The organism is Acidobacteriota bacterium (assembly GCA_016715115.1).
Classification (GTDB): Bacteria; Acidobacteriota; Blastocatellia; order Pyrinomonadales; family Pyrinomonadaceae; genus JAFDVJ01.
On the sequence record JADKBM010000011.1, the window covers coordinates 1,250,530 to 1,270,632 of the forward strand.

A 20,103-nucleotide genomic window follows, 5' to 3' on the forward strand; every position below is an offset into this window, starting at 1 on the left:
AGAGGGCGGAACTCAAAACTAATGGAAAATCTCGTTTTCTCAAATATGCTCCATCGGCCGGCGCGGACGGTTGTCAGCGTTCTCGGCATCGCGATCGGCGTTTTGCTTATAGTGTTCACGGTCGGGTTATCAAACGGCACGATGCGGGAGCGCGCGACGCGCGAGGCGAATGTCGGCGCGGAGATCTTTTTTCGAGGTTCGGGTTCGATCGGGCTGAGCGGCTCGGAAACGCTCCGGCTTCCGGTTGGGCTGAAATCCGAGATCGAAAAGGTCGACGGCGTCCAAACGGCCGTTCCGATCGGGCAGAACTCGGTCAAGGCCGATTCCGCCACCGGAAGCCGTCTCATCGACGGCGTCAATTTCGACGAATATGCTCCGGTTGCGGGTTTGCGCGTTATCGAGGGACGAAAGTTCTCCGACGGCGCCGACGAAGCCGTCATCGACACCGGATTTCAGAAACAGAAAAAATACAAGATCGGCGACAAGATCGAGATATGGGAAAAGCCGTTCACGATCGTCGGAACCTATGAACCGGCCGCGGGCGCGCGGGTCAAGGTTTCTTTGGCGCAAATGCAGACTCAACTCGGCAGCGAGGGAAAGGCCGCCGCGTTTCTCGTCAAGGTCAAACCCGGCGTCGCGCCCGAGCAGGTTGCCGAACGACTCGGAAAGGCGTTTCCCGAGAATCAGATACTGCTTACATCGCAGCTCGAAGAGCTTTATATGCAAGGAATTCCGGCGTTGAACGTGTTCTTGAACGTGATCATCGGCGTCGCCGCCGTGATTTCCGCGCTCGTTATCCTGTTGACGATGTACACGACCGTCACCGAACGCACGCGCCAGATCGGAATTATGAAGTCGCTCGGGATGAGCAACCCGAAGATCGCCGGAACGATCGCCAAGGAGGCGCTGCTGCTGAGCTTTTGCGGCATCGTCACGGGAGTTTTGCTGACAGTCCTGTTGAGGTTCGTTCTGACACGTTTCACGACGCTCGAAGTCGAGATCAGCCCGGTCGTGATCTCGATCACGATGGCCGTCGGCCTGCTCGGCGGCGTCCTCGGCGCCATCTACCCGGCACTCAAAGCGGCGCGACTCGACGCCGTCGAGGCGCTGAGCTACGAATAGACCCATATCTCGGCGCTCATACCCGTCTGGCGGACCAAATTCAAAAAAACGGGTTCGCTTGCAGGACCTTGGAATGGCTATCGGCGCGGATTCGCGAAGATTCACGGGCAAGACTCGCTGATCGGTAACTTTGAAATACCGGCTTGAAGGAAATCGGGGGCGGTAACCACAGATGAACACGGATCGGCGGGATAAGATCATCTGTCTTTTCGACCGTAATGGCGCCGAGTTGGTCTCAAATCATCGTTTTCATCCCGCCCCATCCGTGTTCTGTCAAGAACGGCCTGTCGCTTCAATCAAGCAGGTTTTTCAAAGTTCCCTGATCCGTAATCCAGAATAAACCGCAAGAGTCACCTTGAGGAAAGAAGACCCAAGACAATCGCGCCCGTCGTGTTTCGGACGGGCGCGATTTCTGTTTAACTCAGCTCCACGAGAATGAGGCATGAAGCGAAACTTCTACTTCTTGGGGCTCGGACTCGGGCTCGGCGTTGGCGTCGGCGGCGGTTTCGGCATATCCGCCGAGTTGAACCTTGGCAGAAGCTCATCCCGCATCGCAAGCGCGTAAACCGCAGCGGCGATGACGATCGCCGACTTCTTGACGTCGTCCTCGATGATCCGCTCGTACGTGTCGAGATTCGTGTGCCACGTATGCGTCCCGTACTCGATCGGGTCCTGCATCACGCCGATTCCCGGAAGTCCCGCTTGATTGAATGACGTGTGATCCGAACCTCCGAGTCCACGGCTGCGCGAATTCATCACTCCCATAAAGCCGTAATCGGAGAAAGACGCAAGCGCCTCACGCAGAACCGCGGCCGTTTCCGGCGGACCGAAAACCGACATTCCGCGTGCCTTGCCCGTGCCCGAATCGATATTGAAATAGCCGCCAAACTTCTCATATCCGGGGAGCGGCGTCTCGAACGATCCAAAGTGCCTCTTCACATAAGCCTGCGAACCCAGAAGCCCCTGTTCCTCGCCCGACCAGAGCGCCACGCGGACCGTTCGGCGCGGCTTGACGCCGGAAGCCTTCAAAATTCGCGCCGCTTCCATCATAATTGCGCAACCGATCGCGTTGTCGGTCGCGCCCGTCGCCGCGTGCCACGAATCAAGATGCCCGCCAAGCATAATGACTTCGTCTTTTCTGTCCGAACCGGTGATCTCGCCGACGGTGTTGTAGGAAGTCGTTCCGTCCGGAATAACCCGGTTTCGGATATCGAACTCGAGGGCCACCGGCGACCCGCCTTCCGCGATTCGCCAGATGCGGCCGTAGTCCTCGTTGCGCATTACGACCGTCGGAACCGTCTTTGAAACATCGAAGCTGCGGTTGTTGAAGGCGCGGATCTGGCCGTGCTCGCGGCCGGCATCGTTGATGCGGACGGCGGCCTTGTTGTCGACGAGGAATTGGTCGAGCTGTTCGGCCACCTGTTGTCCGGTAAGCTGCCCGGGTTGCGGCGTCGGCGGTTGCGGAAACACCGGCGGCGGCTGTAGCGGCGCGTTCGGGTCGAAGCGCTGCTTGAGCGTCGCGTCGTCAAGCCGTTTCGGGCCCGGCGTGATATTGACCGGGATCACGGCCGGCTTGCCGACGAACACCATCTTGCCCTTGATCTGCGATTTGACGGTCGCAAAATAGGCATTTAGCTCATCCTGCGTCGGCGGGATCTGGAAATTCGGATTGTTCGGGTTCGGTTTCGTCGGAATCTTGAGCAGGAACGCCGGTCCCCGGACCGCCTTCTTCGTTCCCGGCGTCCACGCGAGAACCTCGAACACAAGCGAATCCTGGACCGGCGACGTTACGAAACCAGATGCCCGCTCGTTCACCCATCCCGGATGGCCGAAATCCCAAGGCTCGAGCGCGGCGTTTTCGAATCCCCATTTGGTCATCTCGGCGACGGCCCAGTTCGCGGCCGCCTTGTGATTCGGGGAACCCGTCAGACGCGGACCATAGACGTCGGTCAGAACCTGAAGCGTCCGCATTATCTGGGAGTTTTCCATTCCCTCTTTGCGGATCTTCGCATAAACCTCGTCGCGTTCCTGCGCAAACACCGGCGCAGACCCTTGGACGACGAAGGCAACCAACAACAAAAAGACGACAATCGTTTTTCTCATAATTTGATCGTATTGTTTCGGAATTGCAGAACAGTTTCAAAGACGGCGAAAACGCCTTCGAGGTTTCAGAAGTTTTCAAAGGTGCGCGGCAATACTTAAACCCTATTTACGCATCCGACGACTTAAGCATTTCCATCTGTCCCTGAAAGGGATTCAGATAATAGCGTCGGGAGCATCCCGACGACTCGGTTTTAATGATCGGCCGTCCCTTAAAGGGACAAAGGAATCAATCGTTTCTTCCGGCGTCCCTTTCAGGGACGAAAGGCCTCGTCTTTCGCGCAGTCGTCGGAATGCTCCCGACGCTATTGCCTGCGTGCCTTTCAGGCACGGCCGATTCGTTCGACAGACGTTAGGTTCAATTAGGGCAAACAAACGCGCTGCCTGAAGATTCTCTCTCAAGAAACAAATTTTCAAGTGACCGATGCCAAGGGACTTAAATTATCCGTGTTTTGTCGGCACGCCGTGCGCCCCCCGATTGGACAGCTAATGCACAATCCCGGCTAAATCACCAAGGACACGAAGCTCACACGAAGCGTTTCCGGTTTTTCTTCGAGCAGTCTCGCGCCAGGCCGCTTCCCACAAAATGTTGATTCTTATTTCGTTGAAAATCTAAAACTCGACGGAACAAACTCGATCGACACCAATTCGCCCGAATTCGTCGCGCCGGCAGCGGGTCGAAATGTGACGACGGCCGCCGCCGTTCGGTTCGGCACCCCGCAGCCAAACTCCGCGTTGACCAGTTTGTCGACATAGGAAGTGAGGAAGATGCCGTCGATCGCCGCGCTCCGGAGTTTGTACGTTCGACCTTCGCTGAGCACCAAAACGATGACCGATGCCGGGGAACATTCGACGCGTTCGATGCTCCCGAGTATCCGCGTCTCCTCGGGCGCGGGAATTCGCAGTGCGAGATTGAGCGATTCGTTCAGCGCACGCTCGCGCCGCCGGGCGATCTCCTCGTCGCTCATCGGCTTGTCGGTGATGCCGTCTACGTCGCGTTCGACCTTGTCTTTCAGCGACGCCAACTGAAGTTCGAGCGAGGTCATCCGCGTCAGCGTGTTCTCGGCGTAGATCCGCATCCGGTCTGTGCCCGCCGATCGGATCAATCGCAAAAGTGTCCGGCGCGCGCTCGCGAAATCCCGCAGACCGATCTGCAGTTCGGCCGCCCGCAGCCGATACCAAAAATTCCCGGGAGCGATCTTGAGGAGGTCCTCCATTCGGTTGTAGGTCTCCAGCAGGTCTTCGCCGCGAACTGAATTGAGAAAGGCCAGCAACTGATAACTGTCGCCGAAATCCGGGGCGAGCTCGATCGTTCGTTCGAGCAAATTGCGGACCCGGACCGCGGTCGTCTCGGTAAAACCCGACGACAGGCCGAATTCCGTTGATTCCCGTTTGAGCAGGACGAGCGCAAGCACGAAGTTCGGACGGTAATCGGACGGATCGGCGGCGATCGCCGCTTCGAAAGAGTCGATCGCCGCCGCGTACTTTCCCGCCCGTTCGGCAATCAGCCCTTTGATCGTCAGGATTTGCGACGAATTCTCGCCAACGGAGACCTCGCTTGCGGCCGAATCCCAACGTCCGACCCCGATCAGGATCTCAGCCACCAGACCCCGCCTTTCAAGGTCGCCGACGGTCCGGGTCTTTCCCTCTGCATTCGGCGCTTTTGTCGGCGGAAATCGAGGAACCGGCGCCGGCTTCACGATTCGTTCGATGTCCGACCGCTGCATTCGATAGCCGTCCGAGAGCGCGATCAGGGTCGGCTTTCCAATTTCGATCGTTCTGATGAGCTCCGGGAAATAGTCGATCTTCGAGGTGAGAAGATGTGCGACGATCGAAGCCGATCGCGCGGCGAAATTCGTTGCCGTCTCGCGCGTCTGGCGATTGTACGAGTAGTGGTCCGTCCCAAACAGGGTCTCAAGCGCGATCGGGCGGCGACTCCCTATCGGATCGGTCGCGATCTCAGACGGGTCCGCCGCATCGCCAACGAAGCGGATGGATGAGAAATACTCGGCGACTCCAACGCGAAGCCAAGCCGGCATTCTATCGGGACCGAACTCGTTGTCGATCAGCAGCATTGCAAAATTGCGAAACGCGTTTCGTCTTGCGGCCGCATCGCCGAACCGGAAAACAATGCACTTCTGCATAACGCCGTCGACAAAAAAGCTGTCACCTTCGGAGAATCGGCGCAAACTCCCCAAATCGTGAATTGCGAGGATGGTCGTCGGCACGGGTTGCCGAAACTCCCGCTTCGGATCGAGTTCCCTGAGTTTGCGTCGCAACGCCTCAAACTCGGAGGTGACGCGCTGCAGCTCAATCTCCGAAACATCACCAATGACGCCGAAGTTCTCCGTTTCGATCCGCAGCCATTTCTCAGTTGCCGACACGCTTAGCGTCCCGCAAAGCAGAAGCAGCAATCCGGCGATCGTGAATGCCTTTGTCCCGAACATCTCCGACAATACTAAACGCCCCGGCGGTTATGATACAACGCGAACGGACCGGGTTGCTTTGCCAGCCGGAATCGGGCTGCGTTAAGATGCAACTATGCCAAATTCCGGACTTGCCGAGATATATTTCATTGCGGGGATGATGGTCCTGATCCTGATCGTCTGCGCGGCGACGGTTTTCTTCTTCTTCAAGACGTACGCCAAGGAAAAGCGCGAGAAAGAACGCCGCGAAAGCGAAAAGAAGGCCAAATAGCTTATGCATTCGAACATTCTTGATCCCGAAGAAACAACGCTTGTCGTGGTCGATTTCCAGGAGGCGTTCCGAAACGTCGTCGCCGATTCGGCCGGTCTCGCGGACCGCGTCGCCACGGTCGTCCGCGGATTCGGCATTCTCGGCTTGCCGATCATCGTTACCGAGCAATATCCGAAGGGGCTCGGACGCACGATAACGGAAATACTCGACGTATTGCCGGAATCGGCCGAAATAGTCGAAAAGTCAACTTTCAGTTCATGCGGCGCGGCGGACTTTCTCGTCGCTTTGAACAAAACCGGCGCCCGTCAGGTCGTCTTGTGCGGTCTTGAAACGCACATCTGCGTCAACCAAACGGCGCACGATCTGCTTGATTCGGGTTTTCAGGTTCATCTTTTGACGGACGCCGTGGGTTCGCGTTTCGATCGCGACCGGCGTGTGGGAATCGATAAGATCATCGGCAGCGGCGCCGTGCCGTCATCAGTTGAAATGGTCCTTTTCGAGTTGATGCGCGATTCGAAACACGAGCATTTCAAAGCAATCCAGGCACTTGTGAAATGAACTCCATCCTGATCAAGAACGGCCGGGTTTTCAGCGGTTTCGACGAGCCTTCGCGGATCGCGAACGTCCTCGTCCGCGACGGACGCGTCGCCGAGATCTCCGAAAACGCCATTGATGCGCCTGAAACCCGGGTCTTCGATGCGGACGGCAAATGGGTGATGCCCGGCTTTATCGACAACCACACGCATTACGACGGCGAAGTTCTCGCCGCTCCCTCGCTCTCAGAATCGGTTCGCCACGGCGTCACCTCGGTCCTGCTCGGCGGTTGCTCCCTGTCGTTCGTTTACGCCGATTTCGAGGATTGCGCGGATATGTTCACCCGGGTCGAGGCGTTTCCGCGGGAGATCCTTTTCGAATTGCTGAAGGACGGCAAGAACTGGTCGACTCCGGGCGAATGGGTGAGCCACATCGAAAGTCTCAAACTTGGCCCGAACATCGCGTCGTTCATCGGGCATTCGGACATCCGTGCGCGCGTGATGGGCATAGACCGCAGCCTCTCCACGTCGGAACGGCCGACGAACGAAGAGATCTCCGAGATGTCCCGGATGCTCGGGGAGGCGCTCGATGCCGGATTCGTCGGCATCTCGATGCAGCATAACCCGTGGGACAAAATGGACGGACGCCATTGGTCGAAACTTCTTCCGGCGACGTATGCCAAGAGCGCCGAACGCCGGGCGCTGACCGACATCGTCCGTCGCCGCGGCGCGCATCTTCAGGGCGTTCCCGATCTCGTCAACCGCGTTGCGAGTCTTTGGTATATGTTCCAGAGTTCGGCGTTTTTCTGGCGAAAGAGTCTGCGGACATCGATCGTCGCGATGATGGATCTCAAGGGCGATCCGTACATCTATCCGCTCCTCAGCGGCCTCGCGTCGTTCTTCAACAAAATATGCCGCGCCGATTTTCGGCTACAGGCGTTCCCGGTGCCGTTCACCGTTTTTGCGAAAGGAATGGATCTCGTCGTTTTCGAGGAATTCCCGACCGGAGCCCTGGCGCGTCACCTGGCGAACGACCTTGCCAAAAGAAACGCGACCCTGAACGATCCAGAATATCGCCGGAAATTCAAGAAGCATTACAAGAACAAGCTCGCGCCAAAGGTCTGGCAAAAGGATTTCGGCGACGCATTTGTCGTCGACGCCCCCGACAAAAGTTGGATCGGAAAGTCGTTCACGGAGCTTGCCGACGAGCGCGGCCAGCATCCGGTCGACGCGTTTCTCGACATCGTCGTCGACCTTGACAAACAGGTCCAATGGAAAACGACGATCGGCAATCACGATCCGCGGCGTTACAAAAAACTCTACAACGATCAGAACGGCATCTTCGGGTTCGCCGACTCCGGTGCGCACATCGACAATATGGCGTTCTACAACTTCCCGCTCCGTGTGCTGCGCTACGTTCAGGAATCACACGAACGCGGTGAACCGTTGATGTCGTTTGAAAAGGCCGTTTGGCGGCTGACAAAAGAGAACGCCGATTTCTTCAATCTCGACGCGGGAACCATCGAACCCGGGAAACGCGCGGACATCACGGTCATCGATCCGGCAAAGCTGTCGGACGATGTTCATCAATATCATTCGGCGGAGTTCCTCGGCGGATATTCAAGACTGGTGAACCGCAACGATGATGTCGTCGAACTGGTTCTGATCAACGGCAAAGCCGCCTGGGAAAACGGCGGATTCAGCGAATCGTTCGGCAACGAAAGATTCGGCGACTTCCTTCACGCTAATCACAACTGCGCGGCGTCGCCCGGTCAAAGCCGAAGTGTCACTTAATGACGGTTGCCCGCCCGCTGACGCAGGCGGTACTGACCCTTTCGCCTTTTCCCCTTTTGCCTTTTGCCTTTTTCCTTTCTAATATTCTATTCAACTTATGGAACTTCTTTTATCACTCAATCCTCAACAGCGCGAGGCGGTAACGACCGCGGACGGAGCGGTTCTTGTACTCGCCGGAGCGGGATCCGGCAAAACGCGCGTGATCACGGTTCGCATCGCCTATCTGATCTCCGAAAAGGATATCGCGCCTCACAATATTCTGGCCGTAACCTTCACGAACAAGGCCGCGGGCGAGATGCGGGAACGGGTCGAATCGCTTCTTTCCGGGCAAAAGCTCCAATCCGCGCCGCTCGTGACGACCTTTCACTCGCTTTGCGTTCGAATTCTGCGCCGCGACATCGAAGCTCTCGACGAGGGCTACAAGAAATCGTTCACGATTTATGACACGGACGATTCGCTCAAGGTCATAAAAGCATCGCTCAAGGATATCGGTTTTGACGATAAGCAGATTGCCCCGCGAATCATCCTGAGTGCCATTTCGAACGCCAAGAACCGCGGCGAGGACTTTGACGACTATGCCTCGAAAGTCGAGTTCACCGATGAGCGTCGGCAGGCTATCTCGCGTGTTTACAAGCTTTACGAAGAACGTCTAAGAAACGCGAACGCGCTCGACTTTGACGATCTGATGATCAAGACCGTGAGGCTTTTGCGACAGAACCACGAGATACGCGAGAAATACAACGACCGCTTCAAGTACATTCTTGTAGACGAGTATCAGGACACTAATCCGCTGCAGTTCTCGCTCATTAGGTATCTGACCGAGAAACAGCAGAACATCTGCGTCGTCGGCGATGACGCGCAGAGCATTTACAAGTTTCGCCAGGCGGATATTCGCAACATTCTCGATTTCGAACAGCATTACCCGAATGCCAAGACCGTTCTCCTTGAACAGAATTACCGGTCCACCCAGACGATCCTCGACGTCGCGCACGCGATCATCGAGAACAACGTCGAACAGAAGAAGAAAAAACTCTGGACGTCGAACCCGGGCGGCGATAAGATCCTTTATTTTCAAGCGTTTGACGGCGACGGCGAGGCGCGGTTCGTGGCCTCGCAGATCGACGAACTGCGCCGTCGCGATCCGCGCAAACGCGTGGCCATCCTTTATCGGACGAACGCGCAGTCGCGGCTTTTTGAAGAGTCTCTTCGGCGATACCGAATCGACTACAACATCGTCGGCGGATTTTCGTTCTACGAGCGTGCCGAGATCAAGGACGTCATCTCATATTTGAAGCTCGCGCTCAACCCGTTTGACGATATCGCGCTGCTCCGCGTCGTCAACACGCCGCCGCGGGGGCTCGGGAAAACTTCACTCGACGAACTCGCGATGCACGCCAAAAGCTTCAACAGTTCGCTTTGGGAAACGATGGGAATCCTGACGAATCTCGAGCATAAAGAGGGCGTCAATCTGACTCCGCGGGCGCTCGAATCGATGCGTAGATTCCGCGCGACGATCGAGAACCTTTCGAAAAAGATCAGCGATGTCGGTCAATCCGAGCGTCCCGTCTCGGAAGCCGTCGTCGCGGCGATCGAAGACACGGGTTACGCGGCGATGCTGCGTGCCGAAAACTCGGACGAGTCCGCCGCGCGGCTCGAGAACCTCGAGGAACTCGTCAATGCGGCCGTCGATTACGACAAGCAGGACAATGACGGAATGCGCGATTTTATCGATCACGCGGCGTTGACGTCCGACACCGACAAGTATGACCGCAACGCCGCGGTGACGATGATGACGGTCCATTCGGCAAAGGGCCTCGAATTCCCCGTCGTCTTCCTGGTCGGACTCGAAGACGGAATCTTTCCGCATTCCCGTTCGATCAACGATCCGAAGGAACTTGAAGAAGAACGGCGTCTTGCATACGTCGCGATCACGCGAGCGGAAACGCTTCTTTACATTACGCATTCGATGCGCCGGCGGGTCTATGGCGAGGAGATGGCGGCCGAGCCGTCGCAATTTCTGAATGAAATGCCGCTCGAGTTGATCCGCGACCTGTCGCGCGGTTCGAGTTGGCTTTCGTTCGCTCAGGGCGGCGCGAACAAATCGAATAAGCACGCTGTTGCGGCTTTGCGCGGCGAGACGCGCGAGCCGCAAAAGCCGAAAAACCTATATACCGGAAAGACCTACAACTCGACCGACGCAATTGCCGAATTCTTCAAGAACAAGAAGATCGAGACGCCCGCGAGTTCGGAACCAAAGCCGCTTTCCGGGTTCGACAAGCTAAGATCGCAGGCGACTCCGAAATCCGAAGCCGCAGATCCGAATTCCTTTGTTCCCGGAGCTCACGTGCGTCACGCAAAATACGGCAAGGGGTTGGTTCTGCGACGGGAAGGCAGCGGCGACAACGTCAAACTGACGGTGAGCTTCCCGGGATTCGGACAAAAGAAATTGATTGAAAAGTACGCGAATCTTGAACAGGCGTGAACTTGATCGTTCGTTAGTGCGTTAAATGAAAATTATGAGAAACAAAATCACTTTATTGACGGCCGTCGTTTTCCTGCTGGTTGCCGGCCTCGGATGCGGCAAGATCTTCTCAGGCGGCGAAAAACCGGGCTCGGCCGGCAATTCGAATACCGAACAAATGGCAAAAACGGGAGTCAAGGAATGCGACGACTTCATCGACCTGATGAACGAAGATTCGAAAGCGCCCGACGAAGGATTCGTCGCCCGCAAGATACGTGAATTCGCCATCGACATTGCAAAGGAAGCGATCAAATCGAATATCGAAGAGAACAAGAACGACAAGGAGAAAATCGCCCTCGGTTGCAAGGAAGCGAAGGAGAAATACATCAAGGACAAGGCCGAAAAGAAAGAAGGCGAGAAAAAGTGACCGACTTTGGGCTCTCAGATCATCCCGGATAGTTGATCGCAGGAAGTTTTGGCGCCAAATTCAACTATGGCCTATCCGTTATCAAGTCTCAGCCATTCCGGATTAGATGATAGTTGATAGATGAAAGCTGATAGTTCGGGCGCCTCAACTACGAACTGTCAGTTATCAGCTTGCAACTATTTCGGATCGGTGAGCGCTGATGGTTCGGGCGCCACAACTACCAACTGTCAGTTATCAACTTTCAACTATTCCGGATCGGTGAGCGCTGATAGTTCGGGCGCCACAACTACCAACTGTCAGTTATCAACTTTCAACTATTCCGGATCGGTGAAGGCTTCCAGCTTGAATGCCGATTTTCACGACGGTCCAGGGCGCAATACAACTCACGGGCGCGCTACACTCATCTTGATACAAAACGCTCTTCTTACGGCTTGCGCCTCCGCAAGGCACGACCGAAAAATCGTTCTCCAAACTAAAGGATGGCAAAACTATGAATATCAAATTACTTATCGCCTTGATTGCGTTGACTTCGATCGTCGCGCCGGCCCAGTTGCGGGTTCCGGCCAAAACGAATCAGCCTGTTGCACCGGCGAAGAATTCGGCCGAGCAACTTCCGATCCGGCGCGTGATCCTCTATTCGAACGGCGTCGCGTATGTCGAACGCCGGGGAATCGTTTCAGGATCCGCCGAAGTCAATCTCTCTTTCAAACAATCGCAGGTCGATGACGTCCTCAAATCGATGGTCGTTCTCGATCTCGGCAAGGGCAGCAAGATCGGCGCCGTGTCATACAATTCGTCGGCTCCCGTATCGTCGAGAATGGCCGAGATCCCGTTCTCGATCGGCCCGCTGACGGGCGAGGGCGGCGGACTTGCCGGCGTGCTTGCACAGCTGCAGGGCGCGAAGGTCGCCGTCACGTCTTCCAAAGGGGCTGCTTCCGGTTCGATCGTGACGGTCGAACGCAAGCAGATCCAGGGAGAAAAGGCGACGACCTGGACGAATGTTCTCGTCATCGCGTCCGAGTCGGGCGAGATCGCGAGCTTCGATCTTTCGGATGTCAAAAGCGTCAAGTTGCTCGACGAGGGAACGCGCCGCGACCTGAACGAATTCGCCAACGCCGCGGCCTCGGCCCGCCGGCGCGACGCGAAGACGATCACGATCACGTCCGAGGGCACGGGCGCCCGCGAGATGATCGTCAGCTACACGATCGCCGCGCCGATCTGGAAAACGACCTACCGCGTCGTGCTCGACGAAGCCGGAAAGCCGTTCTTTCAAGGCTGGGCGATCGTCGACAACGTTAGCGAGGAAGACTGGAAGGACGTCCAGCTCTCTCTTGTTTCGGGTTCGCCGATCTCGTTCATCCAACCGATCCAGAAACCGTTCTATCGCTATCGACCCGTCGTTCCGATGCCGCGCGATCTGCAGCTCAGCCCGCAGGTTTACGAACCTGGCGCGCGCCTAATTGGCGCCGCTGAAAGCAGACAGGAGAGCAACATCAGTCAGCAACAGATCCAGAACTTGCCGATAACCGGTCGATCTCAGTCTTCGCCTCTGCAGCTGACGCCCGGCGCGACCCAATACGCGACCGTCGATGGCAGGTCCAACGAGGTCAGTAATTTCAGAAGCGTGGATCGTACATCTGTCAGCGACGCTCTTCAGAACTCGTCCGAGAATTACCAGAACACGACCGTCGGCGAGGAGATCGGCGACCTGTTCGAATACCGTATCGAACAGCCTGTGACCGTGATGCGCGACCGTTCGGCGCTGATCCCGATCATCCAGACGAAAATGGACGGCGAGCGCGTCGCGGTTTACAACGAGTCCGTCCGTCAGGATCGTCCCTACAGCGGCGTGCTGCTCAAGAACAACACCGATCTGACGCTCGAATCCGGAAGTCTGACGGTGCTCGACTCCAACGCCTACGCCGGCGAGGCGCTGATGGATCGGCTCAAGGCCAAGGAACAACGCCTGATCTCGTTCGCGCTTGATCTCGGAACCAACGTCCGCGTCCGGAACGAGGCCGACCGCGAACCGGCGAAGCTGGTCAAGGTGGTCAACGGCGTCTTTCAGGTCCATTATTTCCAGACATCGCGCAAGACATACCAGATAACCAATCAAACCGGCCGCAAAAAGGTTCTCTATATCGAATATCCGGTTCAGGACGGCTGGAAACTGAGCGACGACTCGCCGAAGCCGGATTATGTAACCCAGAAATACTATCGCTTCCGAGTCGAACTCGACGGGTTTCAGGAAAAGGAATTGAAGATCACGGTTCGCCAGGGTCTGGCCGACAACTATCAGCTTACCTCGCTGAGCCGCAACGACCTGCAGATTTTCGTGTCACAACGCTACATCAATGAAGAAACCCGCGCGAAGCTCGAGAAACTGATCGATCTGCGCGTCCGGATCGCGACGATCGAACAGAAACTCGAAGGTTTCGATGATGAGATCGAGGCGATCGAATCTGACCAGAAACGCCTTCGCGAAAACATCGAAGCGCTTTCGAAAACGGCTGAGGCGAAAACCCTCATCGCGCGCTACATCCAAAAGGCGAACGATCAGGAAACCCGTCTCGAAGAGATGGAAAAGGAACGGAAAGCGCTCGAAGCCGAAAAGACGCGACTCGAAGCCGAACTCGGCCAGTCGATCCGCGCCTTCACCATCGAATAGTACGAGTGACGCCTTCAGGTAGTATGAGTGACGCCTTCAGGTAGTACGAGTGACGCCTTCAGGCGTTACCCGCCACAGGTTGTAACGCCTGAAGGCGTCACTCATACCGGCCTGAAGGCGTCACTCGTACCGGCCTGAAGGCGTCACTCGTAGCCTAAACCTTGATCCAGATCTTCTTGCGGTACAACAGCCACATCAGAAACAACCAGAAGACGATGTAGCTGACCGCGAACGCCAGGGACGCGTTGATCGGCGACGCCAACGGCAAGAACAGAGTGTCGAAGATCCATTTCTGCACGTTGATCGCAGTACCTTCTGGCCCCGTCACTTTTAGAATTCCCAGAACCCTGGCGAAAAGACCTGAAAAAACGAACAACGCGAGCGCGTTCATCCCGAAGATCACGAACGGTTTCGTCCACTTCGTATAGCCTTTGATGTCGATCAGCCAATAGCAGAAACCGAGAAAACATAAGGCGAGCCCCGAGGTGTAGGCAACGTACGAACTCGTCCAGAGCGCCTTGTTGTACGGGAACCAGAAATTCCAGCAATAACCGACGGCGCACAGAACGACGCCGAAGAAGAACAGTCCGCCGACCTTTTCGGTATCGCTCTTCTCGGTTTTCAGCCACATACCGGTCAGCACGCCCGAGATCGTCGTGACGCAGGCCGGGATCGTCGAGAGAATTCCTTCCGGGTCGAAGACCTTCGCGCTGCGCCAGACGTGGTTTTCGGTGAAGATCTTGATGTCGAGCCACGCCGCGAGATTGCACGCTTTGTTGTCGATGGTTGTCACTTCGCAACCCGGAACCGGGATCCACGTCATCAGGAACCAATAAACCAGCAACGCGCCGACGCCGATGATCGTCAAACGCTTCCAACTGAAATGCAGAAAGAGGATCGAGACGATCGCGTAACAGACGGCGATCCGCTGCAGCACTCCAGGAATCCGAAGCGTTTCGACATTGATGAACGGAACTTTGGAACCGGTGAAATAGAATCCGAGATATGCGATCACCAAAAAGAGCAGCGATGCGAGCGCTTCGCGATTGCGGCCGATCAGCCAGAAGAAAACGGCGCCCATCGTCGCCAGCATCAGGACGAGTTTCGACACGTTCGAGATGTCGCTTTCGCCCAGATTGATGATCGGAAACGCAGGGAGAAACAGTCCGAGTGCGAAGATTATCGCGGCGCGGCTCAAGATCTTCCAATAGACCTTTCCGGTCACGCCTTCCGCGAGCCGTTTGCCGAGCGCGATCGGGATCGCGACACCGACAATGAACAGGAAGAACGGAAAGATATAGTCCGTCGGCGTGATCCCGTGCCAGGGCGCGTGCTGCAGCGGACCGTAGATCGCGCTCCAGGTTCCGGGATTGTTGACGAGCACCATTCCGGCGATCGTCATCCCTCGAAAAACGTCCAACGCCACGAGTCTGTTCTGACCCATCTCAGCTGCCATAGTTTTCTCCGTTTGAAACCGATAAAGCCTTTGTTTCGGGTTTGTGCTACTATCCTGAAAAACTTAGATTCGAATATAAATCAAAATCACGATAAACCGAAATTTGTCCAAATGAAAAGGACCAGACTTTCATCAACGATCCTCGGCGCCGCGTTTCTGATGGCGACGTCAGCGGTTGGACCGGGCTTTCTGACGCAAACGACCGTTTTCACGACGCAGTTGCTGGCAAGTTTCGGGTTCGTCATCCTCGTTTCCGTGATCCTCGACATCTTCGCTCAACTGAATATCTGGCGCGTGCTCACGGTCAGCGGCAAACGCGGACAGGATGTCGCGAACGAAACGATTCCCGGCAGCGGTTACTTGCTCGCCGCGTTGATCGCGTTCGGCGGACTTGTATTTAACATCGGCAACATCGCCGGCTGCGGGCTCGGACTTAAAGTCCTGTTCGGCATACCCGAAACCTGGGGGGCGCTGCTCAGCGCGGGTGTCGCGATCGCCATCTTCTCGGTCAAGGAAGCCGGACGGGCGATGGATTTCTTTGTCAAGATCCTCGGCGTCGTGATGCTTGGTCTGATCCTTTACGTCGTTTTCGCCTCGAAGCCGCCGCTCGGCGAGGCGGCGTTTCGAACCCTGATACCCGAGACCATCGACCCGAAAGCGATCATCACGCTCGTCGGCGGCACGGTCGGCGGCTACATCACTTTTGCCGGAGCGCATCGCCTGATCGATGCGGGGGTGACAGGCGTCGGCAATTTGCGGGAAGTAAATCGCGGCGCAACGACCGGGATAATGATCACGGCGGTCATCCGGTTTCTGCTCTTTCTCGCGGCCTTCGGCGTGATCGCGATGGGAATGACGATCGATCCGCAGAATCCGCCGGCGTCGGTCTTTCAAAACGCGGCCGGCGAGTTCGGCTATCGCGTTTTCGGGATCGTGATGTGGTCGGCGGCGATCACCTCGGTCATCGGCGCGGCATTCACTTCGAGTTCATTTTTAAAAACGTTTCACGCGGCCATCGATAGACGCGTAACTTTTGTGATCATAGGCTTTATCGTCGTCTCAACGATCGTGTTTCTGGTCAACCCGAAGCCCATCCAACTGTTGGTCTGGGCGGGAACGGTCAACGGATTCATTTTGCCGGTCGGTCTCGCGCTCGTATTGCTTGCATCGCGCAAACGGTCGGTCGTCGGCGATTATCAACATCCGGTTTGGCTTCAGGTCTCGGGGTGGTTGGTGGTTTTGGTGATGCTCGGTTTCAGCGTTTGGACGATTTACAATTCTTTTGCACAAAAATGATTCAACCTTTTGGCGCGGCGCGCATCAAAAGTAAAACGCTTTCCGGAGACCGCCAATGAAAAATTTCATCTTTGCTGTATTGCTCGGAATTGTCCTTTTGCCTTCGGCGTACGCGCAATCAGGCCGACGAGTCCAACCGACACCGAAACCGACGCCGTTGCCGGTGACCGAGGATCAGTATTCCGATTCGAAACCGCTGCCGCCGCGGGCAACCGTCCGCCCGACGCTCCGCAATATCGAACAGAAAACCAGCAAAGAAACGAAATCCGAACCGGAGATCCTTTCGGATTCTGACGACGAAACCATCAAGGTCGACACGAATCTCGTTACCATCCCTGTTTCTGTCTTCGATCGCAACGGCCTGTATATTGCCGATCTCGACAAGGAGAATTTCAAGATCTTCGAGGACGGCAAGGAACAGCAGATCGAGTTTTTCGCGACCTCGGACACGCCGGTGACGGTTGCGCTCCTGATCGACACAAGTCCTTCAACCGAATTCAAGATCGATGAGATACAAACCGCCGCGATCGCGTTCGTCGACCAACTGAAACCGCAAGACAAGGTAATAGTTATCGAATTCGACGGAAACTACATCGTTTTGACGGAGGCGACCACCGATCGGCAACGGATTTACAAGGCGATCCGCAGGGCTGATTTCGGAAACGGGACGTCGCTTTACGACACCGTCGATTACACGCTGCGTAAGGCATTGAGAAACATTCAGGGACGGAAAGCCGTTGTTCTGTTCACCGACGGCGTCGACACGACCTCGTCGAGATCGACCTACGACCGCAGCGTCAACGAAGCCGAAGAGTCGGAAGCGATCATCTTTCCGATCTACTACAACACCTTTTTCGATCAGGGGAGGATCAATTCGACGGTGCTCGCGCGCCCGAACACACGCGGCGAATACGCGCTCGCAAAGCAATACCTGAAGGATCTTGCGGATTACACGGGCGGCAGGGTTTTTGACGCGGCCGCTACCGGTGCCGGCCTGACGCGAACCTTCGAGAGCATCGCCGAGGAATTGAGAAGGCAGTACACGATCGGCTACATTCCGCAGGAAATAGGAACGCCGGGACAAAGAAAGGCGATCAAGGTCCGCGTCAACCGCTCGAATCTGGTCATACGCGCCCGCGACGGCTACATCGTCGGGCAACAGCAGAAGTCTCCGGCGAAGTGAAGGCGATTTGCGATTTGCGATTCCAGAATTCCAGATATTCCAGATATTCCAGATATTCCAGAATTCCAGATATTCCAGATTCCAGATTCGGGAGCTTTGAAAAACCGATATGAAGGTAGCAAATCGCGTTTCCTCCACGGATGAACCCAGATTACTCATTAAAAGCAATTTCCCGCGAAATACGCCAAAAACGAGAAAAATGCCATTTTTGATGTTGTTTTTCGCGTATTTCGCGTATTTCGCGGGAAATTGCTTTTAATGAGTAATCTGGGTTAAGTAGGTTTTTCAAAGCTCCCAATTGGGGATTTGGGATTGCGGAATGGTGATTTGGGAGTTGGGATTTGGGAATTTGGACCGCCCGGATGTGCGGAAGGGAGTCGTTTCTGCAAAACCATTTTGCGCGCGGACGTCAGGACCTACTGAGGTTGCGGTTGGCGCGCAGTGGTGGGTACAGAGTGTATAGCGCAGAGTGCAACACAAAAAACTCGGTTAACAAATTCGGCGAATGGGTTTGTGTCTTTCTCAAAAACAGCAATGCCGCCAAGACAAGGTCTTGAGCGGCATTGAAGTTCCTTCTTTCTATCCTCTATTGCGCCGCCGCGGCAATCGTGAATCTTGCCTCGGGCACTTCGGTCTTAAGATCGTAACTATCAATTGTCGAATCCGAGACCCGCTGTCCGCTTAAACGCGTCACGATCCGAAACGGCAACATCATACAGTTGGCCCTTCGATAATCGCTTCGCTCTTCCTCGACCAGGACCTTGCCGTTGAAGAACGTTACCACCTTGCTGATCAGAAAGGTTTTTTTGTCGAGCCAATAGCGCAGCGAATCGGTAGAATTGAACTTCACCTCGACCACGTAATTATTGTCGTTGTCCTTGAGTCGATCGGTCTTGAACTGTCCGTCGATAGCGCGGTTTAGGGTTCCAAAGCCCATAAAACCCCAATGACGAGACGCGGCGGCCTCGCTCACGCGAAATTCATTTCCCATATACATTCCGCCGCCCGAACTTCCCGTGTAAACGAGGAATGTTTCTCCGATTGAAGGGCCCGTCGGTTTGACGTCGAGACGACGGCGCGAGTCCTTGTCCTGAAAATCGGTCATACTGAACTTGACCTCAACCGTCGATGCCGCGCCTCCGGTCCCGAGCCCCGCGCCGACGATCGGCGCGACATTCACGAAACCTTTCGACTTAAGAGTCAAAAACTGCAACCCGGCATATTCTTCGCCGCCCATTGCAACGCGCGAGACGCTCAGCAATTCGCGACCGCTAAAATCCTGCTGCGCATCGGCCTCGACAGGCACGAGCGCAAAAAAACTGATCGATATCAAAAAACAAAGTGACTTCAAGATACGGATTCTATCCATAAGCAATAATCGGACCTCCTGAACTTCGTTCAAATAGTTTCAATTCCACACTACAAGTTCAGCAACCATAATAGATTCACGTGATAGACGCAAGCCAAGAGCGATCGGCGTGCTCTGAGCATCGGGCGCCGACCCCAAATCGTCCAGGCGAAACAGTCGCGTCGGCGGGTACAAACGAATAAATGGATTGTGCCCGATCCGGAAACTGTGATTGCGTCTTGGGAATTCACTACGCGGGCCGAATCTGAATGCGTGGCAAACGATCCCGGTTCACAAACATCGCCGTTTGGCAGGGAGGCCGCTTACGATAGCGCAAATCGCGGCCGCAAATAAAAAACCCTGATCATCCCGTTCGTGCGTCTTTGACGATCTGCGCGAACTGGACGGCACGTTCGGTGACGATATGCGCCTCGCCGTTGCGGATCGCCTTGAGATCGACAAGGTCGGCGCCGATGCCGAGAGCGCTTGAGCCGGCCTTGATGAAATCCGCAGCGGTGTTGAGATTGACGCCGCCCGTGGGTATCAATTCGACCTGCGGAAGCGGGGCTTTCAGGCCTTTGATGTAGCTCGCTCCGCCCATTGCGGAACAGGGAAAGACCTTGACGAAATCGGCGCCCGCCTGCCACGCCGTGACGACCTCGGTCGGCGTCAACGCTCCCGGACAGATCGGCACCGAGTATCGCTTGCAAAGTTCGATCGTAGCCAGATTGAGCGCCGGGCTGACGATGAAAGTAGCGCCGGCGAGGATGCAGGCCCGCGCGGTTTCCGGGTCAAGCACCGTTCCGGCACCGAGGACCACCTCGTCGCCGAACATATCCGCTATTCTCTCAATGACCTTCACCGCGCCGGGTACGGTCATCGTGATCTCAAGGATCGGCACGCCGCCGGCTTTGATCGCGTCGACGGCGGCGAGCGCTTCCTCGGGCGAATTGGCGCGGACGACCGGAACGACGCCGATCTCGATAATTCTCCTGACAACTTCCGAACTTTTCATAAA

The 20,103-nt window shown here is 55.9% G+C and carries 14 protein-coding genes; 9 read left to right on the forward strand and 5 right to left on the reverse strand.

Annotated features, from left to right (window positions below):
* The first annotated feature begins 21 nt into the window (after positions 1 to 21).
* Positions 22 to 1,122, forward strand: coding sequence for an ABC transporter permease (locus tag IPN69_14140; protein ID MBK8811851.1), 1,101 nt, complete (start codon positions 22 to 24; stop codon positions 1,120 to 1,122).
* 456 nt (positions 1,123 to 1,578) lie between these two features.
* Here IPN69_14140 and IPN69_14145 read toward each other — a convergent pair whose 3' ends face one another.
* Positions 1,579 to 3,225: a M20/M25/M40 family metallo-hydrolase gene (locus IPN69_14145; protein MBK8811852.1), complete on the reverse strand. Its 1,647-nt coding sequence runs from the start codon at positions 3,223 to 3,225 to the stop codon at positions 1,579 to 1,581.
* A gap of 593 nt (positions 3,226 to 3,818) precedes the next feature.
* On the reverse strand, positions 3,819 to 5,669 hold the full coding sequence (locus IPN69_14150) for a tetratricopeptide repeat protein (GenBank protein ID MBK8811853.1): 1,851 nt from the start codon (positions 5,667 to 5,669) through the stop codon (positions 3,819 to 3,821).
* 94 nt (positions 5,670 to 5,763) lie between these two features.
* Between IPN69_14150 and IPN69_14155 the strand changes: the two genes are divergently transcribed.
* The 6 genes from IPN69_14155 to IPN69_14180 all read left to right on the forward strand — a co-directional run bounded on the left by IPN69_14155 (position 5,764) and on the right by IPN69_14180 (position 13,802).
* The gene (locus tag IPN69_14155; GenBank protein MBK8811854.1) at positions 5,764 to 5,919 is read left to right on the forward strand and encodes a hypothetical protein; all 156 of its coding nucleotides are present in this window, start codon (positions 5,764 to 5,766) and stop codon (positions 5,917 to 5,919) included.
* A 3-nt stretch (positions 5,920 to 5,922) separates the two neighbouring features.
* Positions 5,923 to 6,477, forward strand: a complete 555-nt coding sequence (locus IPN69_14160; protein MBK8811855.1) for a hydrolase — start codon at positions 5,923 to 5,925, stop codon at positions 6,475 to 6,477.
* Positions 6,474 to 8,246, forward strand: coding sequence for an amidohydrolase family protein (locus IPN69_14165; GenBank protein MBK8811856.1), 1,773 nt, complete (start codon positions 6,474 to 6,476; stop codon positions 8,244 to 8,246). The genes IPN69_14160 and IPN69_14165 overlap by 4 nt, the downstream gene beginning before the upstream one ends.
* Positions 8,247 to 8,343: 97 nt before the next feature.
* Positions 8,344 to 10,728 carry a UvrD-helicase domain-containing protein gene (locus IPN69_14170; GenBank protein ID MBK8811857.1) on the forward strand — a complete coding sequence of 795 codons (2,385 nt, stop codon included), beginning with the start codon at positions 8,344 to 8,346 and terminating at the stop codon, positions 10,726 to 10,728.
* Between the two features lie 34 nt (positions 10,729 to 10,762).
* Positions 10,763 to 11,134: a hypothetical protein gene (locus IPN69_14175; GenBank protein MBK8811858.1), complete on the forward strand. Its 372-nt coding sequence runs from the start codon at positions 10,763 to 10,765 to the stop codon at positions 11,132 to 11,134.
* Between the two features lie 490 nt (positions 11,135 to 11,624).
* Positions 11,625 to 13,802, forward strand: coding sequence for a hypothetical protein (locus tag IPN69_14180; GenBank protein MBK8811859.1), 2,178 nt, complete (start codon positions 11,625 to 11,627; stop codon positions 13,800 to 13,802).
* 154 nt (positions 13,803 to 13,956) lie between these two features.
* On the opposite strand, the gene IPN69_14185 is transcribed toward IPN69_14180, so the two are convergent.
* A complete protein-coding gene (locus IPN69_14185) occupies positions 13,957 to 15,246 on the reverse strand; it encodes a DUF5009 domain-containing protein (protein MBK8811860.1) in 1,290 nt (429 codons plus the stop codon).
* A 123-nt stretch (positions 15,247 to 15,369) separates the two neighbouring features.
* Here IPN69_14185 and IPN69_14190 point away from each other — a divergent pair, with 123 nt between their 5' ends.
* Positions 15,370 to 16,554, forward strand: a complete 1,185-nt coding sequence (locus IPN69_14190) for a divalent metal cation transporter (protein ID MBK8811861.1) — start codon at positions 15,370 to 15,372, stop codon at positions 16,552 to 16,554.
* A gap of 55 nt (positions 16,555 to 16,609) precedes the next feature.
* Positions 16,610 to 17,737, forward strand: a complete 1,128-nt coding sequence (locus IPN69_14195) for a VWA domain-containing protein (GenBank protein MBK8811862.1) — start codon at positions 16,610 to 16,612, stop codon at positions 17,735 to 17,737.
* A 586-nt stretch (positions 17,738 to 18,323) separates the two neighbouring features.
* Here IPN69_14195 and IPN69_14200 read toward each other — a convergent pair.
* Entirely contained in the window at positions 18,324 to 19,106 is a 783-nt protein-coding gene (locus IPN69_14200) for a hypothetical protein (GenBank protein MBK8811863.1), read from the reverse strand.
* A gap of 343 nt (positions 19,107 to 19,449) precedes the next feature.
* Positions 19,450 to 20,100: a bifunctional 2-keto-4-hydroxyglutarate aldolase/2-keto-3-deoxy-6-phosphogluconate aldolase gene (locus IPN69_14205; protein MBK8811864.1), complete on the reverse strand. Its 651-nt coding sequence runs from the start codon at positions 20,098 to 20,100 to the stop codon at positions 19,450 to 19,452.
* Between the last annotated feature and the right edge of the window lie 3 nt (positions 20,101 to 20,103).